General features: G+C 67.7%; 25 protein-coding genes. 9 read left to right on the plus strand and 16 right to left on the minus strand.

Features of this window, described 5'->3' with window-relative positions; all coding sequences use genetic code 11:
- Window positions 1-291 (minus strand): acyl-CoA dehydrogenase family protein (locus tag ABE454_RS03505; RefSeq protein WP_346529118.1); only part of this gene is annotated, 291 nt, incomplete at its 3' end.
- A 139-nt stretch (window positions 292-430) separates the two neighbouring features.
- On the opposite strand from ABE454_RS03505, the gene ABE454_RS03510 reads away from it, so the two are divergent.
- Window positions 431-697, plus strand: coding sequence for a DUF6356 family protein (locus ABE454_RS03510; RefSeq protein WP_346529120.1), 267 nt, complete (start codon window positions 431-433; stop codon window positions 695-697).
- Window positions 698-702: 5 nt separating this feature from the next.
- Here ABE454_RS03510 and ABE454_RS03515 read toward each other — a convergent pair whose 3' ends face one another.
- From ABE454_RS03515 to ABE454_RS03550, 8 genes are all read right to left on the minus strand, one after another.
- Window positions 703-1,164 (minus strand): hypothetical protein, encoded by a 462-nt coding sequence (locus ABE454_RS03515; RefSeq protein ID WP_346529123.1) that lies wholly within the window; start codon window positions 1,162-1,164, stop codon window positions 703-705.
- Window positions 1,165-1,227: 63 nt separating this feature from the next.
- The gene (locus tag ABE454_RS03520) at window positions 1,228-1,671 is read right to left on the minus strand and encodes a hypothetical protein (RefSeq protein ID WP_346529125.1); all 444 of its coding nucleotides are present in this window, start codon (window positions 1,669-1,671) and stop codon (window positions 1,228-1,230) included.
- A gap of 85 nt (window positions 1,672-1,756) precedes the next feature.
- Complete coding sequence (gene odhB / locus ABE454_RS03525; protein WP_346529127.1) at window positions 1,757-3,250, minus strand: 2-oxoglutarate dehydrogenase complex dihydrolipoyllysine-residue succinyltransferase; 1,494 nt, start codon at window positions 3,248-3,250, stop codon at window positions 1,757-1,759.
- A gap of 57 nt (window positions 3,251-3,307) precedes the next feature.
- A complete protein-coding gene (locus ABE454_RS03530; RefSeq protein ID WP_346529129.1) occupies window positions 3,308-6,316 on the minus strand; it encodes a 2-oxoglutarate dehydrogenase E1 component in 3,009 nt (1,002 codons plus the stop codon).
- 342 nt (window positions 6,317-6,658) lie between these two features.
- Entirely contained in the window at window positions 6,659-7,561 is a 903-nt protein-coding gene (sucD, locus tag ABE454_RS03535; RefSeq protein ID WP_346529131.1) for a succinate--CoA ligase subunit alpha, read from the minus strand.
- A 46-nt stretch (window positions 7,562-7,607) separates the two neighbouring features.
- Window positions 7,608-8,798: an ADP-forming succinate--CoA ligase subunit beta gene (gene sucC / locus ABE454_RS03540; protein WP_346529133.1), complete on the minus strand. Its 1,191-nt coding sequence runs from the start codon at window positions 8,796-8,798 to the stop codon at window positions 7,608-7,610.
- 147 nt (window positions 8,799-8,945) lie between these two features.
- A complete protein-coding gene (locus ABE454_RS03545) occupies window positions 8,946-10,319 on the minus strand; it encodes a spinster family MFS transporter (protein ID WP_346529135.1) in 1,374 nt (457 codons plus the stop codon).
- Between the two features lie 121 nt (window positions 10,320-10,440).
- On the minus strand, window positions 10,441-12,684 hold the full coding sequence (locus ABE454_RS03550) for a TonB-dependent receptor (protein WP_346529137.1): 2,244 nt from the start codon (window positions 12,682-12,684) through the stop codon (window positions 10,441-10,443).
- Window positions 12,685-12,861: 177 nt separating this feature from the next.
- Here ABE454_RS03550 and ABE454_RS03555 point away from each other — a divergent pair, with 177 nt between their 5' ends.
- Together ABE454_RS03555 and ABE454_RS03560 are read left to right on the plus strand one after the other, a co-directional pair.
- Entirely contained in the window at window positions 12,862-13,590 is a 729-nt protein-coding gene (locus ABE454_RS03555; protein ID WP_346529139.1) for a TetR/AcrR family transcriptional regulator, read from the plus strand.
- Window positions 13,590-14,357, plus strand: coding sequence for a LytTR family DNA-binding domain-containing protein (locus ABE454_RS03560; protein ID WP_346529141.1), 768 nt, complete (start codon window positions 13,590-13,592; stop codon window positions 14,355-14,357). The genes ABE454_RS03555 and ABE454_RS03560 overlap by 1 nt, the downstream gene beginning before the upstream one ends.
- A 4-nt stretch (window positions 14,358-14,361) precedes the next feature.
- Here the strand turns inward: ABE454_RS03560 and ABE454_RS03565 are convergent, their stop codons facing one another.
- The 3 genes from ABE454_RS03565 to ABE454_RS03575 form a co-directional block, all read right to left on the minus strand.
- Entirely contained in the window at window positions 14,362-15,342 is a 981-nt protein-coding gene (locus tag ABE454_RS03565; RefSeq protein WP_346529143.1) for a magnesium transporter CorA family protein, read from the minus strand.
- A gap of 222 nt (window positions 15,343-15,564) precedes the next feature.
- Window positions 15,565-17,052: a carotenoid oxygenase family protein gene (locus ABE454_RS03570; protein WP_346529145.1), complete on the minus strand. Its 1,488-nt coding sequence runs from the start codon at window positions 17,050-17,052 to the stop codon at window positions 15,565-15,567.
- A 23-nt stretch (window positions 17,053-17,075) separates the two neighbouring features.
- The gene (locus tag ABE454_RS03575) at window positions 17,076-17,495 is read right to left on the minus strand and encodes a DUF2141 domain-containing protein (RefSeq protein WP_346529146.1); all 420 of its coding nucleotides are present in this window, start codon (window positions 17,493-17,495) and stop codon (window positions 17,076-17,078) included.
- A 224-nt stretch (window positions 17,496-17,719) separates the two neighbouring features.
- On the opposite strand from ABE454_RS03575, the gene rpe reads away from it, so the two are divergent.
- On the plus strand, window positions 17,720-18,403 hold the full coding sequence (gene rpe, locus ABE454_RS03580) for a ribulose-phosphate 3-epimerase (RefSeq protein ID WP_346529149.1): 684 nt from the start codon (window positions 17,720-17,722) through the stop codon (window positions 18,401-18,403).
- Window positions 18,400-20,214: a heparinase II/III family protein gene (locus ABE454_RS03585; protein ID WP_346529151.1), complete on the plus strand. Its 1,815-nt coding sequence runs from the start codon at window positions 18,400-18,402 to the stop codon at window positions 20,212-20,214. The genes rpe and ABE454_RS03585 overlap by 4 nt, the downstream gene beginning before the upstream one ends.
- On the opposite strand, the gene ABE454_RS03590 is transcribed toward ABE454_RS03585, so the two are convergent.
- The gene (locus ABE454_RS03590; RefSeq protein ID WP_346529153.1) at window positions 20,211-20,600 is read right to left on the minus strand and encodes a GIY-YIG nuclease family protein; all 390 of its coding nucleotides are present in this window, start codon (window positions 20,598-20,600) and stop codon (window positions 20,211-20,213) included. The two genes, ABE454_RS03585 and ABE454_RS03590, sit on opposite strands and share 4 nt — an antisense overlap.
- A gap of 140 nt (window positions 20,601-20,740) precedes the next feature.
- Between ABE454_RS03590 and purH the strand changes: the two genes are divergently transcribed.
- Window positions 20,741-22,345, plus strand: a complete 1,605-nt coding sequence (purH, locus tag ABE454_RS03595) for a bifunctional phosphoribosylaminoimidazolecarboxamide formyltransferase/IMP cyclohydrolase (RefSeq protein WP_346529155.1) — start codon at window positions 20,741-20,743, stop codon at window positions 22,343-22,345.
- 237 nt (window positions 22,346-22,582) lie between these two features.
- Here purH and ABE454_RS03600 read toward each other — a convergent pair whose 3' ends face one another.
- Complete coding sequence (locus ABE454_RS03600; RefSeq protein WP_346529157.1) at window positions 22,583-23,398, minus strand: siderophore-interacting protein; 816 nt, start codon at window positions 23,396-23,398, stop codon at window positions 22,583-22,585.
- A complete protein-coding gene (locus ABE454_RS03605; protein ID WP_346529160.1) occupies window positions 23,395-24,012 on the minus strand; it encodes a PadR family transcriptional regulator in 618 nt (205 codons plus the stop codon). Before ABE454_RS03605 ends, ABE454_RS03600 begins: the two co-directional genes overlap by 4 nt.
- A 102-nt stretch (window positions 24,013-24,114) precedes the next feature.
- Between ABE454_RS03605 and ABE454_RS03610 the strand changes: the two genes are divergently transcribed.
- From ABE454_RS03610 to ABE454_RS03620, 3 genes are read left to right on the plus strand one after another with little or no spacing between them, the layout of a single operon-like run.
- Window positions 24,115-24,864, plus strand: a complete 750-nt coding sequence (locus tag ABE454_RS03610) for a dienelactone hydrolase family protein (RefSeq protein ID WP_346529161.1) — start codon at window positions 24,115-24,117, stop codon at window positions 24,862-24,864.
- 57 nt (window positions 24,865-24,921) lie between these two features.
- Entirely contained in the window at window positions 24,922-25,410 is a 489-nt protein-coding gene (locus ABE454_RS03615) for an Rrf2 family transcriptional regulator (protein ID WP_346529164.1), read from the plus strand.
- Window positions 25,379-26,302 (plus strand): NAD(P)/FAD-dependent oxidoreductase, encoded by a 924-nt coding sequence (locus ABE454_RS03620; RefSeq protein WP_346529166.1) that lies wholly within the window; start codon window positions 25,379-25,381, stop codon window positions 26,300-26,302. The genes ABE454_RS03615 and ABE454_RS03620 overlap by 32 nt, the downstream gene beginning before the upstream one ends.
- 7 nt (window positions 26,303-26,309) lie before the next feature.
- On the opposite strand, the gene ABE454_RS03625 is transcribed toward ABE454_RS03620, so the two are convergent.
- Window positions 26,310-26,774: an OsmC family protein gene (locus ABE454_RS03625; RefSeq protein WP_346529169.1), complete on the minus strand. Its 465-nt coding sequence runs from the start codon at window positions 26,772-26,774 to the stop codon at window positions 26,310-26,312.
- Window positions 26,775-26,852 lie beyond the last annotated feature (78 nt).

Here is a 26,852-nt window from a genome sequence, read left to right on the forward strand (position 1 = left end):
CGCGATCAGGCCATAGGCGACGTGGCTGGCGTCAGAGCCGCCGTACTGTTCCGGCAGGGTGGCGCCGAGGAAGCCCATCTCGCCCATCTCGGTCATGATGGCGCGGTCGAAGGTCTCGTCTCGGAAGGCGGCGACCACGCGCGGCAGCAGGGCCTCGCGCGCATAGGACCGGGCCGCGTCCTGAACCATCCGCTCCTCGTCCATCAGACGCCCCGTCAGGTCGAACGGATCATCCCAGCGAAAGGTCTGACCCGAGGATTTCTGGGCGGAAGCGGTCTTGGCGTCGGCCATCGGTCGTCCTTTACGTCTGGTTGGGGCCTCACGCGGGGTTGAAACGGCGTGACCATGCGCCCCCTGTTTCTATCTTCGGTTTAGGCCAGAATATCGCCGCCGGGTAGAGGCGCCCGTGCCGCCAGCTCAGGTCGACTGTATGTCGCGTGCTTTCAAACGCCTGTTCCGCGAACACCCGCGCGAGGTCGGGGAAACCTATATCCAGCACATGGCCGCCTCGTCCCGCTTCGGCTTCAGGCTGTTGCGGCTGGCGGGCTGCGCCTTTGTTCACGCGCTCGTGCCGGGCGTTCACAAGACGACCGTGTCCAGCACCATCTGCAGCATGGCCCGCGATCTGGAAGGCCGCGCGGCAGAGGCCCGCGACAGCCGGATGCGCGACGCCGGCGCGTGGGATTCAGGCCTTTAGAGCCCTCAGTCCAGCGTCTGTGCGCGCACATAGAAGCCGGAAATGTCCGATCCCATGCCGCAGAAGCGGGCGGCCGCCCCGCTGTCCTCGATAAAGGCGCCCTCGGGCCCCACCCGCACCAGGACGACGGGGGCGTCGGCGCCGATATCAGCCTCTGTCAGGTCGTTGAGTTCGCCTTGAAAGGGGATGATGCGGGCGTGGATGACGTCGTCGCGGTCCTGGACGCCGCGCGCCTGAAGCTCGCAGTCGGCGGCCGTGGCGGCGCCGTTGGGCAGGCCCCCGGCGCGGATCAGCACGCGCCACTGGCTCTTCTCCCGGATCAGGGTCAGGTCGCCGGCTGACGGCTCCACGCGCAGGAAATTCGCGCTGTCGTCATTCTGAGCGCCGCCCGCCAGAACCGGTCCGCAGACCACCAGCGCCATCGACAGGCCAAGGGCAGCCGATACGGCTTTCAGATTGAGGCGCACGCGAAACTCTCCGTCACAGGTAGAAGGCGAAACTCCTTCATTTTCGGCCGTCGCGTCAAGGCGTCAGCCCATGGCGCCATGACTTCCGGCCCATAGCATAGCGAGACCGCTGACGATCAGGACCGACAGGATCAGGACCACGCCCGCCCATTGCAGCGGCCCGAACCGGCGCGGCAAACTGGTGCCGACAAAGGCCGCCCCGGCCGCGAAGCCGAACAGCGCCAGGCCGCGCGACGCCGCCCGCGTCCGGGCGTCCGGCGCGCCCAGATCATCGCCCTCGTCGCTGGCGAACTCGCCCGCCCCGGCGCGCGCCAACAGGTCGCGCGCCTGCGCCGCCTGATCCGCCCGCCCCATCAGGCGGATGCCGAGGGCGCGCTGCATCAAGGGATCGACCGTGGTCTGGAACCGCTCTGTCACCGATACCTCAATGTCGTGCGACGCCAGGAAGGCCGCCGCCAGATCGGCCTCATAGACATCGTGATAGCGGGCGATCTCGATCAGGCTCATGGCGTCACCCTAGCACCCGCCGCCCAATTGAAAACGGCGGGACCCGAAAGTCCCGCCGTCGTCAGTCGTTCGCGTCGCGCGGACCTTAGAGGTCCAGCAGGGCGCGCGCCGGATCTTCCAGCAGTTCCTTGATGCGGACCAGGAAGGTCACGGCTTCCTTACCGTCGACGATGCGGTGATCGTAGCTGAGGGCCAGATACATCATCGGACGGATCTTGACCTCGCCGTTCACGGCCATCGGACGCTGCACGATGTTGTGCATGCCCAGAATGCCCGACTGCGGCGCGTTCAGGATCGGCGTCGACATCAGCGAGCCATAGGTGCCGCCGTTGGTGATGGTGAAGGTGCCGCCCTGCATCTGATCCATGGTCAGGGCGCCGTCACGGGCGGCCTTGCCCAGGGCGCCGATGCCCTTTTCGATGCCCGCCAGCGACAGGCTTTCAGCGTCGCGCAGCACCGGAACCACCAGACCCTTGTCGGTGCCGACGGCGATGCCGATGTCGTAGTGGTTCTTGTAGATGATGTCCGTGCCGTCGATCTCGGCGTTGACGGCCGGGATTTCGTGCAGGGCCTGAACCACGGCCTTGGTGAAGAAGGACATGAAGCCCAGCTTCACGCCGTGACGCTTTTCGAAGACTTCCTTGTACTGGGCGCGCAGGGCCATGACGTTGGTCATGTCCACCTCGTTGAAGGTGGTCAGCTGGGCGGCCGTGTTCTGGGATTCCTTCAGACGGCGGGCGATGGTCTGACGCAGGCGCGTCATCTTCACCCGTTCTTCGCGCGGCTGGTCGGCGCGCGGGGCGGCGGGGGCGGCAGCCTTGGGCGCAGCCGGAGCGGCGGCGCCGATGGCGGCGATGGCGTCGGCCTTGGTGATGTTGCCCTTCGGACCCGAAGCCGACAGCGAGGCCGGGTTCAGGTTGTTTTCCGAAACGACGCGCTGGACGGCGGGCGACAGGTGCGCAGACGCCGGAGCCTGCGCCGAACCCGTGTTGGCCGGAGCCGCAGCCGGGGCAGGAGCGGCCGCAGCAGCAGCGCCCGAGGCGGCGACCGAGCCGATCACCTGGCCGGGGGTCACGGTAGCGCCGTCAGCGGCGGTGATGGTCAGGACGCCGGCGGCCGGGGCCGAGACTTCCACAGCCACCTTGTCGGTCTCGATCTCGACCAGCAGTTCGTCCTTGGCGACGGTGTCGCCCGACTTCTTCAGCCAGGTCCCGATCGAGCCTTCGGCGACGCTTTCGCCCATGGTCGGCACGGCGATGTCGACCGCAGCGCCGCCCGAAGCGGCCGGAGCCGCAGCGGCGGGCGCAGCAGCAGCAGCAGCCGGGGCGGAGGCGGCGGCTCCGCCGCCTTCGGTCACGGCGCCCAGCACCGTGCCGGGAACGACCGTGTCGCCTTCACCGGCGTTGATCGCCGACAGCACGCCGTCGGCGGGGGCGACGACTTCCAGCGAGACCTTGTCGGTTTCCAGCTCGACCAGGACTTCGTCCTTCTTCACGGCGTCGCCGACCTTCTTGGTCCACTTGGCGATGGAGGCTTCGGCGACGGATTCACCGAGGGCGGGGGTCAGGATATCGGCCATCTTCAGTGTGTCTTTTCGTGTCTGAACTTTGCTTGTCTTTTAGGTCAGGCGCGGCGGTCAGGCCATGGCCTCGGCGAGGAAGGTCTCGAGTTCCTTCAGGTGTCGGCTCATCAGGCCCGCAGCGGTCGAGGCCGAAGCCGGACGACCGACGTAGCGCGCGCGCTTGGCCTTCACGTCCATCTTCTCGAGCGTCAGCTCGATCCACGGATCGACGAAGGTCCAGCCGCCCATGTTCTTGGGCTCTTCCTGACACCAGACCAGATCGGCGTTGGGGAAGCGCGCCAGCTCCGCCGAGATCGACTTGATCGGCCACGGATAGAACTGTTCCAGACGCAGGATGTAGATGTCGTTGACGCCCGCCTTCTCACGCGCGTCCAGCAGGTCGTAATAGACCTTGCCCGAGCAGACGATGACCTTGCGGATGTCCTTGTCAGCCTTGAGCGTGACGCCCGCCACGTCCGGACGCAGCTGGGCGTCGTCGCGCAGCACGCGGTGGAAGGACGAACCCTCGGCCATGTCGGCCAGGGTCGAGACGGCCTTCTTGTGACGCAGCAGCGACTTGGGCGTCATCAGGATCAGCGGCTTGCGGAACGAGCGGTGCAACTGGCGACGCAGGATGTGGAAGTAGTTGGCCGGCGTCGTGCAGTTGGCGACCTGCATGTTGTTCTCGGCGCACTGCTGCAGGAAGCGCTCAAGACGCGCCGAGGAGTGCTCGGGGCCCTGGCCTTCATAGCCGTGCGGCAGAAGCATCACCAGGCCGCTCATCCGCAGCCACTTGCGCTCGCCCGACGAGATGAACTGGTCGATCACCACCTGAGCGCCGTTCACGAAGTCGCCGAACTGGCCTTCCCACAGGGTCAGGGTGTTCGGGTCGGCCAGCGAATAGCCGTACTCGAAGCCCAGCACCGCCTCTTCGGACAGAGCCGAGTCGATGACCTCGAAATGGGCCTGGCCGTCGCGCAGGTTGTTCAGCGGGAAGTAGCGCTGCTCGGTCGTCTGGTCGGTGATGCCCGAGTGACGCTGCGAGAAGGTGCCGCGCACCGAGTCCTGACCGGACAGGCGCACATTGTAGCCCTCGTCCAGCAGGCTGGCGAAGGCCAGGCTCTCGGCCGTGGCCCAGTCGATGTTCTCGCCGGCCGCCACCGTGTCGCGGCGGGCGTCGATGACGCGCTTCAGCGTCTTGTGGACGTCGACGCTGTTCGGCAGGGCCGTCAGGCGATGGCCGTAGTCACGCAGCTTGTCGGCGGCGACGGCGGTGTCGCCGCGCTGCGCGGCGTCATCGGTCTTCTCGGCGCCCAGACCCTTCCACTCGCCGTCCAGCCAGTCGGCCTTCTTGGCTTCAAAGGTCTTGCCGGCTTCGAACTCGGCATCGAGGTAGGCCTCGAAGCGGGCGATTTCGGCGTCGACTTCAGCCTGGGTGATGACGCCCTCGCCGATCAGGCGTTTGGCGTAGATCTCCAGCGTCGAGGGCTGGTTCTTGATCTTGGCGTACATCAGCGGCTGGGTGAAGGTAGGGTCGTCGCCTTCGTTGTGGCCGAAGCGGCGGTAGCAGAACATGTCCACCACCACGTCCTTGTGGAACTTCTGGCGGTATTCTGTGGCCACCTTGGCGGCGAAGACGACCGCTTCGGGATCGTCGCCGTTCACGTGGAAGATCGGCGCCTGAACCATCAGGGCCACATCCGACGGATAGGGCGACGAGCGCGAGTTGCGCGGCGCCGTGGTGAAGCCGATCTGGTTGTTGATGACGAAGTGCAGGGTGCCGCCGGTGCGGTAGCCCTTCAGCCCCATCAGGGCGAAGCACTCGGCCACCACGCCCTGACCGGCGAAGGCGGCGTCGCCGTGGATCAGCAGCGGCGCGACCTTGGAGCGGTCCAGCACCCATTCGGTGTCCGGCTTGCCGATATTGACCTCGGCCTCACGGATGTCGAACGCCTGCTTGGCGCGCGACTTGCCCAGGACGACCGGGTTGACGATCTCAAGGTGCGAAGGGTTGGCGGTCAGCGACAGGTGAACGCTGTGGCCGTCGAACTCACGATCCGACGAGGCGCCCATGTGGTATTTGACGTCGCCCGAGCCTTCGATGTCCGAGGGGACCGAAGAGCCGCCCTGGAACTCGTGGAAGATGGCCTTGTAGGGCTTGCCCATGACGGCGGCCAACACGTTCAGGCGGCCGCGGTGCGCCATGCCCAGAACGATTTCGTCGACGCCCAGGGCGCCGCCGCGCTTGATGACCTGCTCCAGCGCCGGGACCATGGCCTCGCCGCCGTCCAGACCGAAACGCTTGGTGCCGGGGAAACGCTTGTGCAGGAAGCGTTCGAAGCCTTCGGCCTCGACCAGCTTCTTGAAGATGGCCAGCTTGCCTTCCTTGGTGAAGGCGTTCTGGGCGTATTTGTCCGGGCCTTCGATGCGCTGTTGCAGCCAGGCTTTTTCCTCCGGCTCGGCGATGTGCATGAACTGCACGCCGATGTTGCCGCAATAGGTGCGGCGCAGCAGCTCCATCACCTGACGCAGCGAGCCCGTCTCAAGGCCCAGCACGCCGTCCAGATAGATGGGGCGGTCCATGTCGGCTTCGGTGAAGCCGTAGAATTCAGGCGTCAGCTCCGGGTTCTGCACCGGCTGCTCGATGCCCAGCGGGTCGAGGGTCGCCTGCAGGTGGCCGTTCACGCGATAGGAGCGGATCAGCATCAGGGCGCGGATGGAGTCATGGGCGGCGGCGCGCACATCCACGGCGGCCGCGGCAGGCGCCGCGGCGGCCGGGCGGGCGCCGGGCTTGCCGGCGGCCTTGGGGTCGACCTTGGGCGCGGGCCAGCGGCCGTCGAACACGGCGGTTTCCTCGGTCGGCTCGGTCACGCCCGAACGACCCCAGGAGCCAGCGGCGGCCGACTGCTTCACCAGGTCGGCGTTGTCCTTCAGCTGATCGAAGAAGGCGCGCCATTCGCCCGACACCGAGCCGGGGTCAGAAGCCCATTTTTCGTGCAGGTCCTCAATGAAGGCGGCGTTCGCGCCATAGAGGAAGGAGGTCTCGGCAAAGACCTGGTTCAGCCGACCCGCATCGTCCGCCATTTTTCTCTCAATCGTCCCTTTACAACCGCCCGCGCACAGCCGCGCGGAGAGCAGCGCCGTTCATATAGGCCCAGTTTCCTTACTGGTCATGACCGAAGGGAGGCGGAGCGGGTGGAATTTGGTCGATTCCGCAAGAAAAAACGCCTCCGGACGATTCCGGAGGCGTTACAAAAGGTCACATGGCGCGAAAAACACCCCCGGAACACGGATCGATCAGACTTTAGTCTAATCCGCCGCGTCCCGAACATAGCGCCGCGCCCCTCAAAAAAAGGCGCTGAAGCAGCGAGCCGCCGCGCGGCGAGCGATAGCGCCCGCACGCGCAGCGTGCGCTGTTGAAGGGCTTTAGCCCTTCAGCACTTCCACCAGAGTGGTGCCCAGACGCGCCGGCGACGGCGAGACGCGGATGCCCGCGGCCTCCATCGCAGCGATCTTGGATTCCGCATCGCCCTTGCCGCCCGAGACGACAGCGCCGGCGTGGCCCATGGTGCGGCCCTTCGGAGCGGTACGACCGGCGATGAAGCCGGCCATCGGCTTCTTGCGGCCCTTCTTGGCTTCGTCGATCAGGAACTGGGCGGCGTCTTCTTCGGCCGCGCCGCCGATTTCACCGATCATGATGATGGACTCGGTGGCGTCGTCGGCCAGGAACATCTCCAGCACGTCGATGAACTCGGTGCCCTTGACCGGGTCGCCGCCGATGCCGACGGCCGTGGTCTGGCCCAGGCCTTCGTTCGTGGTCTGGAACACGGCTTCATAGGTCAAGGTGCCCGAACGCGAGACGATGCCCACGTTGCCCTTCTTGAAGATGTTGCCCGGCATGATGCCGATCTTGCACTCGTCCGGGGTCAGGACGCCCGGGCAGTTCGGGCCCAGCAGACGCGAGTTCGAACGGTCCAGACGCGCCTTGACGCGGACCATGTCCTGCACCGGAATGCCTTCGGTGATGCAGGTGATGAAGGGGATCTCGGCCTCGATGGCCTCGATGATGGCGTCGGCCGCGCCTGCCGGCGGGACGTAGATGACGGTGGCGTCGGCGCCGGTGCGCTCCTTGCCTTCGGCGACCGAGGCGAAGATCGGCAGGGTTTCACCGTGCGAGCCGGTCCAGGTCTGGCCGCCCTTGGTCGGGTGGACGCCGCCGACCATCTGGGTGCCGTGATAGGCCAGCGCCTGTTCGGTGTGGAAGCCGCCGGTCTTGCCGGTCAGGCCCTGAACCAGGATCTTGGTGTTCTTGTTGACGAGGATGGACATGTGTCTGTGCTCTGAATTCTGTGTGTCTGCTGGGCGGTAGCGGCGCTTACGCGACCGCCGCGACGATCTTCTGGGCGGCGTCGTCCAGGTCGTCGGCGGCCTGGATGGTCAGGCCCGACTCGTTCAGGATCTTCTTGCCCAGCTCGGCGTTCGTGCCTTCCAGACGCACGACCAGCGGCACCTTGAGGCCCACTTCCTTCACCGCAGCGACAACGCCTTCAGCGATGACGTCGCACTTCATGATGCCGCCGAAGATGTTGACGAGGATGCCCTCGACCTTCGGGTCAGCGGTGATGATCTTGAAGGCCGCCGCGACCTTGTCCTTGCCCGCGCCGCCGCCGACGTCGCAGAAGTTGGCGGGTTCCTTGCCGTACAGCTTGATGATGTCCATCGTCGCCATGGCCAGACCGGCGCCGTTCACCATGCAGCCGATGTTGCCGTCCAGGGCCACATAGGCGAGGTCCCACTTCGAGGCCTCGATTTCCTTGGCGTCTTCTTCGGTTTCATCGCGCAGGGCGCGGATGTCTTCGTGGCGGTACAGGGCGTTGCCGTCGAACGAAACCTTGGCGTCCAGAACGCGCAGATGGCCGTTCTCCATGACGATCAGCGGGTTGATCTCGAGCATGTCCATGTCCTTCTCGACGAAGGCCTTGTACAGGATCGGGAACAGCGACTTGCCGTCTTCGGCGGCGTCGCCCGTCAGCTCCAGCGCGGCGTTGATGGCGGCGATGTTCTCGGCGGTGACGCCGGCTTCCGGGTTGATGGCGATGGTGTGGATCTTGTCCGGGGTGGCGTGGGCCACTTCCTCGATGTCCATGCCGCCTTCGGTCGAGACGACGAAGGCCGTCTGACCGACCGAACGGTCGACCAGCAGCGAGCAGTACAGCTCACGGGCGATGTCGGCGCCGTCTTCGATGTACAGGCGGTTGACCTGCTTGCCGGCTTCGCCCGTCTGGGCGGTGACCAGGGTGTTGCCCAGCATTTCCTTGGCGTGGGCGACGGCTTCCTCGATCGAGAAGGCCAGACGCACGCCGCCCTTGGCGTCGGCGCCCAGTTCCTTGAACTTGCCCTTGCCGCGGCCGCCGGCGTGGATCTGCGACTTCACGACATAGAGCGGGCCAGGCAGTTGCTTGGCGGCCGCCTCGGCCTGGTCGGCCGAGGTGATGGCGACGCCGTCCGCGACCGGGGCGCCGTAGCCCTTGAGGACCTGCTTGGCCTGATACTCGTGAATGTTCATGTTGGACCCGCGCCGTTCTGAGGGAGGTTTGTGGAAACTTTGGCCGCGCTTATAGGCGTCGCGGCTTCCCCTGCGCAACCGTCTGTCGCCTTATGGCCTCATGAGGATTTTCTTATGCCGCGCAGGGCGGCCCCGACGAACGCCGTTTCAGTCGACCCAGTCCTTCTTCAGCGTGCGCGAAGCCCCGAACAACAGGGCCGACGACAGCAGATAGAAGCCCATGCCGGTATAGATGGCCCAGCGCAGGCTCTCTTCGCCGAAGGTAGGACGCAGCAGGTCGCTCATCCACCCGAAGTAGTAGATGCCGACCGCAATCCCCAGCAGGTTGTTGATCAGCAGAAACAGGGCCGAAGCCGTGGTCCGCATGGCGGGCGTGGCCAGATGCTGCACCGCCGCCGTGATCGGCCCCAGCCAGGTCAAGTTCAGCCCTGTCGGGATCAGGAAAATCACAAAGGCCAGCGCCAGCGCCGCAAAACCGTTGGGATCGGACCCGGGCATGACCGCGCCCACCACCGCGCCCGAGTTCATCGCCAGGATGAAGCAGGGCACGGAGATCAGAAACGCGATCGCGGGCGTCAGCGGATAGGCGGCCTTGGACGTCTTGCCCAGCCGGTCGGCCATCGACCCGCCCAGCCAGATGCCCGCCACCCCGCCGACCAGGACGATGGCCGAATAATACCAGGCCGTCTGCGACAGGGTCAGGCCGAAGCTGCGCATGAAGAAGCTGGGCAGCCAGGCGGCCACTCCATAGCCGCACACCGAGGATGACGCCGCCCCGAAGGCCAGCAGCCAGAAGCTGGGCTTGGGCGCCAGGGTGCGCACCACTTCCTTGAACGGCGGCGCCTTGGGCGTCTGGACCGGCGCCGCGGCGGCCGCGGCCGGTTCGATATCCAGCCCGCCGCGCTTGGGATCCTTGACCGTCAGGCGCAGCACCGGCGCCACCAGCACGCCCAGAACGCCCACGACGATGAAGGCCGTGCGCCAGCCATAGGTCGCCGCCAGCAGCCCCCCGACCAGAGTGCCCGCCGCCATGCCCAGCGGAATCCCGAAGGCATAGGCCGCCAGCGCCCGCGCCCGCTGCGACTTGGGGAAGTAGTCGGCGATCAGGGAATAGGCCGGGGCCACGCCGCCCGCCTCGCCGATGCCCACGCCCATCCGGCACAGGAACAGCGAACCGAACCCGCCCGCCAGACCGCACAACGCCGTAAAACCGGACCACAACGTCAGGGCGCCGGTCATGATCCACACCCGGCTGAACCGGTCCGCCAGCCAGGCGATCGGAATGGCCAGGGTCGAATAGAGCAGGGCGAAAGCCAGCCCGCCCAACAGGCCGAACTGGGTGTCGCTGAGATTGAACTCGGCCTTCAGCGGCGCCGCCAGGATGCCGATGATCTGCCGATCCAGAAAGTTCAGCATATAGATGAGGATCAGTATCCCCAGCACATAGTAGCGATAACCCGGCGATGCGTCGCGCGCATCGACCGCTCCCGCTTCGACCTTGGCGGCCCCGTTCTGGCTCATGGACGTTCCCCGACGATGTCTCAGACGGCGACGGTAACGGTCCCGCCGCCCCGCGCCACAAAAAAGAAAGGCGGCGGCTCATCCGAACCGCCGCCAGTGCGCTGCGTTCAGGCGCGCAGCATCAATATTTGGCCGAAACCTTGATCATCCAGGTCCGCGGCGCGCCGTAGTAGGCGGTGCGGATGTTGCCGATCGAGGAGAACTCCTGAGCGTCGGTCTTGTAGACCTCGTCCGACAGGTTCTGACCGTAGAGGCCGACCGTGTAGCGATCCGACGCATCCGACCAGACGACGCGGGCGTCGTACAGCCAGTAGTCGTCCTGATACATGCCGGGGATTTCGGTGGCCGTGTTCTCGTAGGTGTTGTCGACCGCCAGAGCCATCTTGGAACGGAACTTGGCCGCGCCGCCGACCGTCACGGAAGAGCCGCCCGACAGGAACCATTCGTACTGGCCGCCGAACCGCAGCGTCCACTTGGGCGAGAAGGCCGGGTCCTGGAAGGCGCGGCTGCCGCCGAAGTTGGTGAAGCGGTCGTCCTTGAACTCCTTGTAGTCGGCGTCGAGGAAGCCGACCTGGGCGTCCAGCGTCAGGCCGCGGATTGGAACCAGCACGCCTTCCAGCTCAAAGCCGAAGATGTCCAGTTGACCGGCGTTCAGCACCGACAGGACGGGCGCAGGCAGGCCCGTGACCGGATCGGTGTCCAGTCCGGCGACGCGGGCCTGGAAATCCTCATACTTGGTCAGGAAGGCCGCCAGGTTCAAACGCGCGCGACGATCCCAGAACGAGGTCTTGGCGCCGACCTCGAAAGAGTCGGCCGTTTCCGGCTGATACTCGGTCGCTTCCGTCGGGGAGTTGGCGCGGCCATTGAAACCGCCCGACTTGAAGCCCTGCGAATAGCGCGCATAGACCATGGCGTCGTCCGACAGCTGATAGTCCGCCGACAGCATGATCGAGGTGTCGTCGTACTTACCCACGTCCGGCGCGAACACATAGGTCGCATTATATGCCGGAAGCAGGCTGTAGAAGGTCGACGTCGTGCGCCAGTAGTCCTTCTCTTCCTCGGTGTAGCGGATGCCCGCCGACAGCCGCAGCTTCTCGGTCACATCATAGCTGAGGTTGCCGTAGATCGCCTTGGAGGTCGTCTCCAGCGTATCGTCGATAGTGCGCAGGAAGCCCGAGTTGCCGAACGCCGGGCCAAGCAGGGCGTCGTTGTAGCTCTCCTGATGAGAGTCCACGTCTTCCTTGAGGTAGTAGAGACCCGCCACCGCGTTCAGGCGGTCGCCGGTATAGGTCAGTTGCAGCTCCTGGCTGAACTGGTTCTGATCCACGGCCACCAGGGCGTCGGCGATTTCCAGCTCAGTCGCATCGAAGTCGATGTAGTCGTCGGTGGTCATCGCGCGATAGGCGGTGATCGACTTCAGCGACAGGGCGTCAGAGATATCCCAGGTCGCGCGTAGCGCCGTGCCCCAGCTTTCCAGCCGCGTCTCATTCGGCAGACCCGGCGTCGTACGGGTCTTGAAATCATATTCTGGAACCGGATTCGGCACAGGACGCAGAACCGTGCTCTTCAGCAGATCCGTCAGATCATTCTGGGCCTGACCGACGGTCATGCCCGCGTCGTCCTTGGCGTAGTCGGCGTTCAGGTCAATGCGGAAGTTCGACGCCGGGTCCCAGGACAGGCTGGCGCGCACGGCGGTCGAGTTCTTGTCGTTGTATTCGGCGCCGGTGGCCGGATCGGTGACATAGCCGCCGCGTTCCGAATGCAGGGCCGACAGGCCCAGGGCCAGGGTGTCGGTCACAGGGCCCGAGACAGAGCCCTGAACCTCGACCAGATCATAGTCGCCATAGGCGGCCGAAGCGCGAGCGCGGAATTCCTGATCCGGGCGGCGCGACACCAGCTTCATGGCGCCGCCGATGGTGTTCTTGCCGTACAGGGTGCCCTGCGGGCCGCGCAGAATCTCGACGCGCTCCAGATCCAGCAGATCGAACTGGGTGCCGCGGATGCGCGAATAATAGACGTCGTCGACATAGACGCCCACAGCCGGGTCGAAGGTCTGCAGGGCGTCCGGCTGGCCGACGCCGCGGATGTAGATGTTGGTCGAGTTCGACGAGCCGCGACCCTGCACAAGGTTCAGGTTCGGCACCGCGCCTTGCAGGTCCGTCACCTGCTGGGCGCCCGTGCGCTCCAGCGTCTCGCCGCTGAAGGCCGTCAGGGCCAGAGGCGTCTTCTGCGCCGACTCTTCGGTGCGGCGCGCGGTGACGATGATGTCTTCGACCTGGGCGGCGGCTTCCTGCGCCTGTGCGGCCGAGGTCATTGCGCCAAAGGCGGCGCCCGCCAGCAGGGCGGTCTTCACGAGTCTGTTCATGTGCATCCCAATCTTGTTTCCGGCCCGATCGACGCTTTTTATTCAGCGTTCAATGATTTTCAGCATAGGTGACGGGCTTTCGCCGACCTGTCAAACGGCGACGCTGCATTTACGTCACGCAATCGCCGCCCTGTGGCGCCGTTGCACTGAGCCCCCAAGCGCGACTAGCTTCCGCCCATGACGAAGAGCGACCTGCCGCCGCCCCAGATTCCGCCGCTTCCCGCCACGCCCGCGCGGCGCGGTCGGCCCAAGAAGTCCAAGGCCACGGCCGTGGGCGAGACGCGCGACGCCATCCTGAACGCGGCCGAAGACCTGTTTTCGAAGCACGGCTTCTATGGCGTCACCATCCGCGAGGTGGCGCGCGAGGCGGGCGTGGATACCGCCCTGGTCCACTATTATTTCGGGGCCAAGAAGGAACTGTTCGATTCCGTCTTCAACCGCCGCGCCGAGGTCTGGAACAGCGAGCGCGTCGCCGCCATCGACCGCTACGCCGAGGCGGCGGGCGCGGACATGACGCTGGAGGGGCTGTTCGAAGCCTTCCTGCGCCCCCCGTTCCAGTGGTCGCTGAAGGGCGGGCCGGGGTGGAAGCACTATGCCGCCCTGGTGGCCCAGACCAACGCCCAGCCCGCCTTCGGCGGCGAGACCATGGCCCGCTATTTCGACCCGGCGATCCGGCGCCTGCTGGAACTGGTCAAGCGCATCATGCCCGAGGCGCAGGACGAGCAGCTCTATTGGGCCTGGCACAATCTGTCCGGCGCCCTGACGCTGACGCTGGGCGAGACGGGGCGGCTGGACAGGCTGTCCGACGGCCTGTGCCGGTCCGGCGATCTGGACAGCGCCTGCGACTATATGGTGCGCTTCGCCGCCGCCGGATTCCGCGCCGTCTGCGGCCCCGAACGGGCCTGATGGGCGCGGCCGCCGTCTTTTCGGGGCCAGCAGGGCGCGACCTGTTGCGCGGTCTGGCCGTGGCGCTGGCGGCGGGGGTGTTCCTGGCGCTGGGCGGCGCCTTCGGCTCGGGCGGGGCCTCGCTGATCCAGCGTCTCGGCTACTGGATTCCCCTGCTGGTCATCGGCGGGCTGTGGGGCCACGCCTGCAGCCTGCTGATCGAGCGGTTCGTTGATGTGGACGCCCGGCCGTGGATGGGCGCGGCGGTGCTGACGCTGGTCATCACCGGGCCGCTGACGCTGGTCGTATGGGCGCTAACCGGGTGGATGTTCGAAGGTCGGCTGAGGCCCGTCGCCGATCTGATCCGTTTCCTGCCGCCGGTGGCCCTGATCACCGCCGCGCTCAGCGTGCTGAACGTGTTTCTGGGCCGCAAACAGCCGGTCGAGACCCACGCCGCCGTCCCCGGCGCCGCGCCTGCCCGCTTTCTGGAGCGCCTGCCGCCGAAGCTGCGCGGCGCGCGCCTGATCGCCGTTCAGGCCGAGGACCACTATCTGCGCCTGCACACCGCGCAGGGGTCGGACCTGATCCTGATGCGGCTGTCCGACGCCCTTGCCGAACTGGAAGGGCTGGAAGGCGCCCAGACGCACCGCAGTTGGTGGGTGGCCCGGGACGCCGTCGTCTCGGTGGCGCGCGGCGACGGGCGCGCGACCCTGACGCTGGATCAGGGACTGACCGCCCCGGTCAGCCGCCGCTACGCCCGCGCCCTGCGCGACGCGGGCTGGTGGTGAGACCCTACAGCCAGCGCTTCTTGCGGAAGACGAAATAGGGCAGGGCGGCCGACAGGATCATCGCCACGATCGCCGCCGGATAACCGAAGCGCCACTGAAGCTCAGGCATGATCTCGAAGTTCATGCCGTAGATGGAGGCGATCAGCGTCGGCGGCAGCAGGGCCACGGCCGCAACCGAGAAGATCTTGATGATCTGGTTCTGCTCCAGATTGATCAGGCCCAGCGTCGCATCCATCAGGAAGGTAACCTTCGAGGTCATGGAGACGCTGAGTTCGCTCAGCGCCGCCGCGTCGCGCTGCAGCAGGCGCACGGTCTGGCGGGCCTCGCGCTCGGCCTTGCCCCCGGCCCGCGCGCCCGACAGGGCCGCATGATAGGCCAGCAGCCGCTGCAGGCTGGCCAGGCTTTCACGGATCAGGGCCAGAAAGTCGCCCGCCCGGCCGATGTCGCGGATCAGCGCCTGAAGGTTGTGGCTTTCGACGGCATTGGGATCGCGCTTGCGGAAGATCAGGCGGGAGATGGCGTCCAGCTCCAGCCCCTTCATCTCCAGCGCGTCGGCGTATCGGTCGATGACAGCCTCGATCAGCCCCATCATGATGGTTTCGCCGGTGGCCAGCTTCTCGCCCGGCTTGTTGGTGGCGCGGGCGATGAAGAACTGGAACGAGCGCGGCTGGCCGTAACGCACCGTCACCAGACGCCCGCCCTTGAGGATGAAGGTCACCGGCGTCTTGACCGGATCGTGCGTTTCCAGGTCCGTCGCCACGGCAGCGATCATGAAGACGCCGCCGTCTTCGGAATAGAGGCGGGCCGACGGCTCGACGTCGTCCATCTCGTCCCGGCTGGGGATGTCGATGCCGGTCAGGGCTTCAAGCGCGGCGACCTCGTCGGCGCTGGGCGAGACCAGGTCGATCCAGCAGGCCGGGCCCTGATCCACGGCCGTGTCCAGCCGCACCAGCCGATCGGCGCGCCAGTCATAGGCGTTCAGCATGGTTGCTTCCTTTCGCGAGAACGCCCGCGCGGAAGCCGGGGGTCCTCAGTGCGTCGAAGAAGGTGAAGACGGACTTCGATCTTCGGGGTTCATCTGAAGGGTTCCAAAAAGACGCCGCCCCAAGGACGCGCATCCGGACGGCGATGGGGTCTTGAACCGTTCGGTCGCGCGGGTCAACCGCACGCCCGCCGGCCCGGACGCCGGACATGAAATGTGCGGCGCTCACGCCCAGTTCCCGTGAAAAGACGCCGGCAAGGCCACATCGGCGCGCCATGTGGCGACCGGGCCGTCCTCGATATGCAGCAGGTCCAGAACGTGCAGTTCGCTGACCCCCGCCCTCAGGTTGATCGTCGGGCCGATCAGCCAGCCGTCCGCCTCATGCGCGCCGCCGGATCGGGGGACATAGACCATCTCATCGGCCACATGGCCCGGCCCGAAATCGAAGGATCGCGTGCGGCCGCTCGACCAGTCGGTGACCGCGACCGCCGAGGCCAGCGGCCGGTCGACGCGCTCGCCCGTCGTGTGCAGGCTGAAGCGGCGCGTGCGCCCTGCGCGACGCGGATCGCTGCGTGGAAACTCGGCCGTCACGCCGGTGCGCTCCAACCGCCCACGCCCGTCCGGCGACAGGACGACCATGGCCAGTTCGGCAGGCTGATGGTTCATCGGCAGGCCGCTCAGGATCTGTCCCGCGCCGCGCGCGGCGAACGTCATGTCCTTGTGGGCGCACAGGTCGAAGCGGATCGCGCCGCCCGCCTCTTCCCAGGCGTCGCCGACATGGAAAAAGCCGAAGGGCGGCAGCTCATAAAGGCGGCGCTGCGTCAGGTCGGCCTTGTCGACCACCAGCACCTGCGTCCCCGCCTCGGGCGTCCAGTCAAAGCCCGCCGCCAGCGGCGCGATCTGGCGGGCGTGCACCCACGGCTGCAGCACGATGACCAGATGCCGGGCCGTGGCGCTGAAGTCGTGAATATAGCTGGCGCGCGGCAGGGCGATGACCTCGGCGTCCTCCAACCCTCCATCGGCCGCCAGACGCCAGACCATGGCCTGTCGGCCGTTCACGCCCAGATTCCAGATGCGGCCGTCCGGCTCGATGCGCGGATGGGCCAGAAAGGGCATGGCCTTCAGGTCCGGCCGCAGGGTGACGAAGCCCTGCGTCTCCAGCGTCTCGGGGTCCATGGCCAGAGGCGAGCCCGCCTCCCACAGCGCCCACAGCCTGCCGCCGACCTTGTGGATCGAGGTGTTGGCCGGACTCGCGTCATCGGCCGATCCAATCCGGGCGCGCGGGTCCGCCGCCGTGCCGAAGCCGGGCGTCAGCATGGCCCCGGCCTCGCTCTCCTGACGCCGCTTGGGCGTATCGGCGAAGCGGGCGGCGAGACTGGCCTGACCGTCCGCGATCCGCCACCGCCGGATCAGGCCGTCGCCGTCGAACCAGTGCCCGGCCGAACCGCCGGGGCGCCGGAACTTGGCCGGGCCGTTGCGATAAAGGCTGCCCGACAGCCCCTCCGGCGTCCGTCCGTGAACCAGACGCAGGGCGCGCGGCGCGATATCGCCCTCGACGTCCTCGGTCGCCAACGACCAGTCCGCAGCGGCGGCTATGGCCTGCGCCGCGCGGGTCTTGTCAGGCGTCAGCACGCGGCTGGCGGCCAGGACAGCGGAAGGGGCGGCGGAAAAAGCGGCGGCGCCCATGCACAGGTTGCGGCGGGTCGGGGTCATGACGTCGGCTCCGAGCGGCGGGTTCAGCGGATGCGGATGGTCTGGGCCGTCTCGCCCGAAACCTCGAAGCGGGCGCGGTCCCATCCGGCCGGACCCATGTTGCCGACGGCGTTGTTGGAGAAGGCGTAGGGTTCGGCGGGCATGCCGAACGGGTTCATGTCCATCTTCCCGTTGCCGTTGACGTCGTGAACCGCCTTCATGCCGTAGGCCCCGGCAGGAAGCCCCTCGAACACGGCGTCGCGCGCGCCCGCCGCCACATCGACCCGAGCCGCACGGACCGGCGCCCCGGACGCATAGGCCGCCTCGCTGTCATACAGGGCCACCAGCACCGCCCCGGTGTCGGCGCCCGTCTCGAAGGTGAAGGTCAGGCGGTTGCCGGCGACCTGTGCAGAAACAGGCGAAGCCAGCGCCAGCACGGCGGCGGCAACAAGAAAACGGATCATGGCGTAGTCCTTTCGGGGACGGGAAAAAGCGGTGCGCCGCCGTCATCGCCGCGGCGCCCGGCGCCCGCCAGCAGCCTTGCGCGCCCGACCGTCGCGCCTTCGCCAACGACCACGACATGCCGTTCACGAAGCGCCGACGAACAGCTGTCGCCATCGCGGTCGTCTGTCCTTGCGTCTGCCGCCCGGCTTGCCCCCCGCCTTCAGGAGCCCTAAGTCGCAGGACCATGACCCAGACGTCCGCGACCGCCGCCCCGCTGATCTGCCCCTCCATCCTGGCCAGCGACTTCTCAAAACTGGGCGAGGAGATCCGCGCGCTGGAGACAGCCGGCGCCGACTGGATCCACGTCGATGTCATGGACGGCCATTTTGTGCCCAACCTGACCATCGGCCCGGACGTGGTGAAGGCCCTGCGCCCGCACACGACCCTGCCGTTCGACGTGCACCTGATGGTCGCCCCGGTCGATAACTGGCTGGAGGCCTATCGCGCGGCGGGCGCCGACATCATGAGCGTCCATCCCGAAAGCGGCCCCCACGTCCACCGCACCCTGGGCCAGATCCGCCAGCTGGACGCCAAGGCGGGCCTCGTCTTCAACCCGGCCACCCCGCTGAGCGTGCTGGAAGAGACCGTCGAACTGGTCGATCTGGTGCTGATCATGTCGGTGAATCCCGGCTTCGGCGGTCAGAAATTCATCGAGACCTCGCTGAGGAAGATCGAGCGCGCCCGCGCCATCCTCGACCGCGCCGGATCGAAGGCGCACCTTCAGGTCGACGGCGGCGTGGTCGCCGCCAACGCCGGGGCCTGCGTCGCCGCCGGGGCCGATGCGCTGGTCGCCGGCTCCTTCGTCTTCAAGGGCGGGCCGGACGCCTATGCCGCCAACATTCAGGCCCTGAAGGCCGCCGCCGCGTGAGCCCCCTCGGCCCCTTCGCCCCACGCGACAGCGACGTCCCCCTGGCCGAGGGGCACATCCCCGGCCTGAAGGGCGCCCCGATGCGGACCCCCGTGCGCAGCGCCTCCGGCGCCCGGCCCGACCCGCGCCTGTGGGCCTCGGTCGCCAAGGGGCTGGGCGCGCGCCAGCTGTGGGTCGAGCTGTACGGCCTGCCCGGCTATGGCCTGACGCTGGGCGGCCCGACCGCCGAGGGTTTCGCCGTCAGCCCGCGCGATTTCCGCCCCCTGCCCGAAGAGGCGCCCCGTCCCCTGCTGTCGGGCAAGCTGACGCTGGCGGGCCTGAGCCTTGACGCCGGAAACCCGGTGGAGCTGTGGAACAGCCCCACGCCCAGCCGCGCCTTCGCCGTCGAACTGCACAGCTTCAACTGGCTGCCCGCCATGATGGCCCAGGGCGATCGCGGCGCGCGCGAAGTCCTGGCCATGACGCTGGCGTGGAACGAGGTCTTCAGCCGTTGGTCGCCCTTCTCGTGGGACCCGGACATTCTGGCCCGCCGCGTCTATCATCTGGCCTGCGCCGGACGGCGTCTGGCGGGCGTGGCGACCGAGGTCGAACGCCTTCAGCTGACCGACATTCTGGCCCATCAGGCGCGCCAGCTGCTGCGTCCGCCCGGCGGGATCATGGGCCGGGCCGAGCGCCTGACCGCCGCCGCCGTCGCCGGATGCGCCCTGACCGGCAAGACCGGCGCCGCCATCCGCAACAGGGCGCTGAAACGCCTGCCCGCCGCCCTGACCGCCACAGTCGCGCCGGACGGCGGCCACGCCTCGCGTGCGCCGGAAATGGGGCTGGAGCTGCTGCTCGACCTGCTGACGCTGGACGACGCCCTGGCCCAGCTGTCCGAGGTGACGCCCGAAGCGATCGCCGAGGCCATATCGCGCCTGACGCTGGCGCTTCGCGTCCAGACCCTGCCCGACCGGCGGCTGGCCGTGCTTCAGGGCGGCGGCCCCTCGACGCCCGAACGCATCGCCGCCGCGCGCGCCCATGACGACGCGCCCGCCGCCCCGCCCAGCGGCGCTGTCGGCGGCCTGCTGCGCGTCTCCAGCCCGCTTCTGACCGTCATGGTCGATGTCGAGGCCCCGGCCCGCAACGCCTGGTCCGCCGCCGCCTGCGGCCAGCCCGCCGCGCTGGAAGTCGTCTGCGGCCGCGACCGCCTGTTCACCTCGGCCGGATGGACGCCGCGCGCCCTGGACCGTCAGGCCCTGCGCCTGACGCCGGGCGCCTCGACCCTGACGCTGGGCGAACAGCCTCTGGCCGAGCCTCTGGCCGGCTGGAAGGGCGAACTTCTGGGCCCGCGCCTCGTCGGCCCCGCCATCGGCGTCACCCGCCAGCATCAGGAAGGCGAAGGCGCCGTCTGGCTGGAGGTCGAGCACGACGGCTGGATGCCGCTGTACGGCCTGATGCACCAGCGCCGCCTCTACATCGACCAGAGGCTGGACGAACTGCGCGCCGAAGAGCGGCTGCACCCGCCCGAGGGCCGCCCCGAGGCCGCCCGCGCCATCGCCGCCCCCTACGCCCTGCGTTTCCAGCTGGAGCCGGGGGTGCAGGCGTCGCTGGCCCGCGACCGCCGCTCCATCCTGCTGCGCGGCCCGTCCGGTCGCGGCTGGTGGTTCCGCAGCGACGGCCCTGACGTGGCCATCGAACCGGCTGTCCATATCGACGAAGGCCTGACCCGCCGTTCCTTGCAGATCGTCGTGCGCGGTTCCGCCCGCACCGACGCCGAAACCAAGGTCCGCTGGAAGCTGAGCCCCGCAGGCGCGAGCGGCGATCCGGACTAGGCGTTGTCGAGGCGTTTCAGAAATGCCTCGACGCCTCCCTCTCCCCCTCCGTCATCCTCGGGCTTGACCCGAGGATCAGGCGCCAATCCAAACAGGCTGGGATAGAGGTCTTGCCACTGCGGGTTGGTCTTCTCGACCAGCTCCAGCTTCCACGTGCGGTTCCAGCGCTTCAGCGCCTTCTCTCGCCGGATCGCCTCAGTGACGAAGCCGTGCGCTTCATACCAGACCAGCGTCTTGCAGCCGTAACGCTGGGCAAAGCCTTCGATGTCATCCTCCCGATGCTGACGAATACGCTCATAGAGGTTCGACGTCATACCGACGTATAGGACGCCGAGCGGGCGGCTGGCCAAAATATAGGTCGCGATGAAGGGGCGGCGCTCGTTCATGGAAGGTCGAGTGGCGGACAACTCGATCCTCGGGTCAAGCCCGAGGATGACGGCGTGTTTGGGTCGAAGGGCTGACGCCGCGTCCCGTTGGTGCTAGAGGCCCCGCCATCTCCCCGCCCCAGCTGTAACGGACGCCGCCCATGCCCGCCGCTCCCGACTTTCCGCCCGCACCCGACGCGATCAAACCCGTCCGCGCCCTGATCTCTCTTTCGGACAAGGCGGGGCTGGAAGACGCCGCGCGCACTCTGGCGGGGCTGGGCGTCGAACTGGTCTCGACCGGCGGCACCAAGGCGGCGATCGCGGGCTTTGGCCTGCCGGTCAAAGACGTGGCCGATCTGACTGGCTTCCCGGAAATGATGGACGGCCGGGTCAAGACCCTGCACCCCGTCGTCCACGGCGGCCTGCTGGGCGTGCGCAACGCCCCGGCCCACGCCGCCGCCATGACCGAGCACAACATCGGCGCCATCGATATTGTCTGGATCGACCTCTATCCGTTCGAGAAGACTGTTGAGTCCGGCGGCGGCTTTGAAGCAGCCATCGAGAACATCGACATCGGCGGCCCGGCCATGATCCGCTCGGGCAGCAAGAACCACGGCCACGTCGCCGTCGCCGTGGACGCGGAAAGCATCAGCCTGATCGTCGAGGCGCTGAAGGCCGACGGAACGACCTCGCTGGACCTGCGCAAGCAGCTGGCCGCCCGCGCCTTCGCCCGCACCGCCGCCTATGACGCCGCCGTGTCCGGCTGGTTCGCCGGTCAGCTGGAAGACGCCGCCCCGGCCCGCAAGTCGATCGCCGGTTCTCTGGCCCAGACCCTGCGCTATGGCGAGAACCCGCACCAGACCGGCGCCTTCTATCGCACCGGCGAGCGCCGTCCGGGCGTGGCCTATGCGACGCAGGTGCAGGGCAAGGAACTAGGTTACAACAACATCGCCGACGCCGACGCCGCCTATGAACTGGTGGCCGAGTTCGAGGCCCCGGCCTGCGTCATCGTCAAGCACGCCAATCCCTGCGGCGTGGCCGTCGGCAAGGATCTGTCGGAAGCCTACGCCCGCGCGCTGGAATGCGACGCCGTGTCGGCCTTCGGCGGCGTGATCGCCGTCAACCGTCCGCTGAACGGTGAAGACGCATGCGCCATCACCGGCATCTTCACTGAAGTCGTCATCGCGCCGGGCGCTGACGACGAAGCCAAGGCCGTCTTCGCCGCCAAGAAGAACCTGCGCCTGCTGATCACTGACGGCCTGCCCGACCCGCACGGCGCGGGCGAGGTCTTCCGCTCGGTCGCGGGCGGCTTCCTGGTGCAGTCGCGCGACCGCTCGCTGATCAAGCCCTCGGACCTGAAGATCGTCACCAAGCGCCAGCCGACGCCGACCGAGATCCAGGACATGCTGTTCGCCTTCACCGTGGCCAAGCACGTCAAGTCCAACGCCATCGTCTATGCCAAGGACGGCCAGACGGCGGGCATCGGCGCCGGTCAGATGAACCGCCGCGACAGCGCCCGCATCGCCGCCATCCGCGCCAAGGAAGCGGGCGAAGCCAAGGGTCTGACACAATCGCTGGCCGAAGGTTCAGCCTGTGCGTCCGAAGCCTTCTTCCCCTTCGCCGACGGCCTGCTGGAAGCCGTCGCCGCTGGGGCCACGGCGGTGATCCAGCCGGGCGGCTCGATCCGTGACGATGAGGTCATCGCCGCCGCCGACGAACGCGGCATCGCCATGGCCTTCACCGGCGTGCGCGTCTTCCGGCACTGATAGAGCACTAACGCGAGCCGCGCGGCGGCTCGCTGCTTGAGCACAGAAAGGGCGCTGCCGGTCATCGGCAGCGCCTTTTTTCATGGCCGATTCTAGCGCCGCACATTCACCACCGCTCATCCCGGCGGACGCCGGGACCCAGTGCTTTGGCCTCAGACGCCACGCCCATGATCAGTCCTTATGACGGGCGCTCTTACTGGGTCCCGGCGGACGCCGGGATGGGCGGGAGATGGAACGTCAGTCCTCGATCACCTCGTGGGTCGCGGCGCGGCCCAGGCGCCAGTAGCCGGCGACCTTCATCCATTTCTGGTTGAACGAACGGGCGGCCAGCAGAGCCGCGCGCATCGAGCGGGCGACCGAGGCTTCGCAGGCGACCCAGACATAGGCGTCCGCCGGGTCGATCCGTTTGGCTGCTGCGACCGCCGCTTCCGTCAGCGCCTCGGGACGGCCGCGCGGGCCGCCGTTGCGATGGACCCAGATGATCTCGACGTCGGCGGGGCTGGGCATGTCCAGTTCGCCCACGGCGTCGTTCACCTCGATACAGGCGATGGCGCGGGCGTTTGCAGGCAGTTCCTCCAGACGGCGGGCGATGGCGGGGATGGCCGCCTCGTCGCCGATCAACAGGTGTTCGGAGAAGCTGGTCGGCACCAGAAGGGAGCCGCGCGGCCCCCCCAGGCCCAGTTCGTCGCCGGGGCGGGCGTCCTCGGCCCACGCCGTCGCCGGACCGCCGTGGCCGACCGCGAAGTCGATGGTCAGCCGACGGTTGGCCACGTCGAAAACGCGCGGGGTGTAGTCACGCGCGACCGGCCGCGGCTCGGGGAAGACCGGCCCGTCCGGCCCCATATCGGGCAGGACCACCGGCTTGCCGCGCGGCACGGGAAAGATCTTCACATGGTCGTCGAAGCCGGGGCTGAAGAAGCCCTCCAGCTCATCGCCGGTCAGCACGATCCGCTTCAGGACCGGCGTCAGGTCTTCGACGCTTTCGACGCGGGCGCGGCGAAATTTCAGTTCGTGCCGCACGCGGCGCGGTTGTCGCAAAAGGGCTGGGCTCATGCCTGTCTCACCTTTTCGGCTGCTGCTTCGATCAGATCGGCGATGGCCTCGACCTGGGCCTCGCTGAGCGGCGGCTCCTGGGTCAGGCGGTCGTGGGTCGCCGTGCGGAAGGCCTCTATGGCCTTGGCGACGCGGGCCGGGCGGTCGGCGCGGCCGCGCAGGGCCTTCATCTTGCGCTCGGCGTGGGTCAGGGCCTCAGCGTTCTCGACCAGCAGGCGACGGCCTTCCTCGGTGATGGCGTAGCGCTTCTTGCCGCCGTCGGCGACGGCGCTGAGGGCGCCCATGTCCTCCAGTAGCGTCAGGCTGGGGTAGATGACGCCGGGGCTGGGCGTATAGGCGCCGCCCATGCGCGCCTCGATGGCCTTGATCAATTCATAACCGTGGGCGGGCTTGTCCGCGATCAGCGACAGCAGCACCCAGCGCAGGGCGCCGTGTTCAAACATCCGGCCGCCGCCGCGACGGCCGTGGCCCTCGCCGCGCATCCGGCCCTCGCCCATGCGGCGGCCTTCATGGCGCATCGAGCGGCCCTGCTCGCCGTGGCCGAAGCCGAAAACGCGCCCAAATCCGTGGCCCGAACCGTGGCCACGCTTTCCGATCCCCTTGGATCCTCTCATGTCATGTCTCTCTTCGATATATCTAACTCGCAAACAGATATATCGATATGACGAAGGCGCAAGGCCCTTTTCCAGAAAAAGTCGGCGGCGTAGGCTGCAGGCATGGACACCATCGCCGCCCGCTGGGCCCGGTTGCAGCCTCACGTGCAGGTCGTCGGTCCCGACGACGACCGGCCGCGCCCGACCGTGCTGCTGTTCCACGGCTGCGGCGGTCTGCGCAGCCATCTGCCCCGATACGCCGAAGCGGCGAAGGCCGCCGGATGGCGCGCCGCCATCGTCGATTCCTATGGCCCGCGCGGCTGGGGCCGGGCCCTGACGCTGACCACCGTCTGCACCGGGCTGATGTTCCGGGGATATGAGCGGGCGGGCGATGTTCTGGCGGCCATCCACGGCCTGTCGCAGCGCCCGGACGTCGACGCCTCGCAACTGGCGCTGGCGGGGTGGAGCCACGGCGGATGGGCCATCATGGAGATGATGAGCGAGACGCCCGCCCCCCGTCGCATGGGGGTGGCGGACCCGGACGCCGTCGACCTGTCTGGGGTGAAGTCCGTCTTTCTGGCCTATGCCTATATCGGCCCGTGGGCCTTCAACCGGATGAAGCCCTGGCGGCATCATCCGCGCGTCTTCGCCCTGACGGCCGGGCGCGATCACCTGACCACTGTCCGCAACGCCGAACGGGTCAACGCCATGATCCGCGACGGCGGCTCTGAGGTCGAAAGCTGGATCGCCGACGGCACCCACGCCTTTGACGAACCGACCAACAACGGCCCGATGCGCCATGACCCGGACCTGACGGCGCAGGCGCTGAACCGCTTCGGCGCCTTCCTGAAAGGCGCCGCCGCCCCCGACTGAAATTAATCCTGCAGGAACGCCTTGACGCGCGACCCATCACGTAACAATTAAAGTTACATGAAAAGGGACTCCCGCCTCTCCAACATCCTGCACGCCCTGCTGCACATGGCCGAGCACGAGCAACGCTGCGGCCAGCCGATGACCTCGGACATGCTGGCGATCTGTCTGTCGACCAATCCCGTCGTGGTCCGCCGCACCATGGCGGGTCTGCGCGAGCAGGGGCTGGTCGTGTCCGAAAAGGGCCACGGAGGCGGCTGGCGGCTGGCGCGTTCGCTGGACGCCGTCACCCTGGGCCAGGTCCACGCCGCCCTGGGCGAGCCCGTCCTGCTGCCCGAAACGCCCCCAGTCGAGGCAGAAGGCTGTCTGATCGAGGCCGCCGTCAACGAGGCCCTGTCCGACACCTACGCCGCCGCCCGCGCCCTGCTGGCCGCGCGACTGGACGCCATCACCCTGGCTGATCTGGCGGCGGATTTCTCGCGCCGGTTGGCCGCACGCCCCAAGGAAGACTTGCTCCATGCCCATGCGCGAAAATCCGATGCCTCATGACGCCGTCATCATCGGCGGCTCTTACGCCGGTCTGTCCGCCGCCCTGCAATTGGTGCGGGCGCGCCGCCGCGTTCTGGTCATCGACGACAGCCGCCCCCGGAACCGCTTCGCCGTCCGCTCGCACGGCGTGTTGAGCAACGACGGCCGTCCGGGGTCTGAGATCGCCGCCGCCGCCCGCGCCCAGGTCGCGGCCTATCCCACCGCCGCCTTCCGTATGGCCGAGGCGGTGGACGTGACACGGATCGACGACGGCTTCTCAGTCGCCTTCGCCGACGGAAGCCGCACCACGGGCCGACGCCTGATCCTGGCGCACGGCGTCGAGGACGTCCTGCCCGAACTGCCCGGCGTGAAGGAGCGCTGGGGCCGCACCGCCCTGCACTGCCCTTGGTGCCACGGCTATGAAGTCGGCGGCGGTCCGATCGGCGTCCTGGGGCGCGGCGACCATGCGGTCCACTACGCCGTCACCGTCGCCGAATGGGGTCAGGCCGTCCTGTTCATCGACCCGGCGCGCCTGAGCCCGGACGACGCCCGTCTTCTGGCCAAACGCGGCGTGACCATCGAGCCGACGCCGCTGGAACGGCTGGAGGGCGAGGCGCCGACCCTGACCGGAGCGCGGCTGGCCGACGGCCGCTTCATCCCGCTGAAGGCCATCTTCGTCGGCGCCCATGTGCGGCAGTCCGGCCGCTTCGCCGAGAACCTGGGCTGCGAGATGACCGACACCCCCATGGGCCGCATCATCAAGGTCGACGCCCAGCAACAGACCAGCCAGCCGGGCGTCTTCGCCGCCGGCGATCTGGCCCGCCCGGCGGGCAACATCACCCTGGCCACGACGGACGGCATGACCGCCGCCCACGCCGCCTTCCGCTCCCTGATCGAAGAGGAGACGGCCTGATGCCGACCTAGCGCGGCTCGATCTTCACTTCGGCGCGGATCGAATTGGCGATGTAGCAACTGTCGTGGGCGCGATGGTGCAGATCGGCGATGGCCGCAGCACCGGGCTGTTTCTCGCCGGACCAGATGATGGTCGGGCGCAGCACGATTTCAGTGATGGAGACCTTGCCGCGCTCATCCTTGCCCAGAACGCCCTGCGCCTCATCGCGATAGGAATCGACGATGAATCCGTCCTTGCGGGCATAGGCCAGAAAGAACAGCATGTGACAGCTGGACAGGGCGGCGACCAGAGCCTCTTCCGGGTCCACCGCGGCTTCTTCAGACAAGGGCGGGGGGATCATCGCCGACGGCGCCGAAGACCCACGCACCACCGCGCCGCCGTCGAAACGCCAGTCATGGCCCCGACTGTACTTGTTGTCGCTGAAAGGCTGATCGCCCCGGCTCCATTCAACAACGGCGACGTGCTGGCTCATGACAGGCTCCAAAAATGAGGACCAGGATGAACACCTAATAGCCCCTCGTCATGGAACAAGCCTCAACACTCCGGCCAA

Source organism: Brevundimonas diminuta, assembly GCF_039673845.1.
Classification (GTDB): domain Bacteria; phylum Pseudomonadota; class Alphaproteobacteria; order Caulobacterales; family Caulobacteraceae; genus Brevundimonas; species Brevundimonas diminuta_E.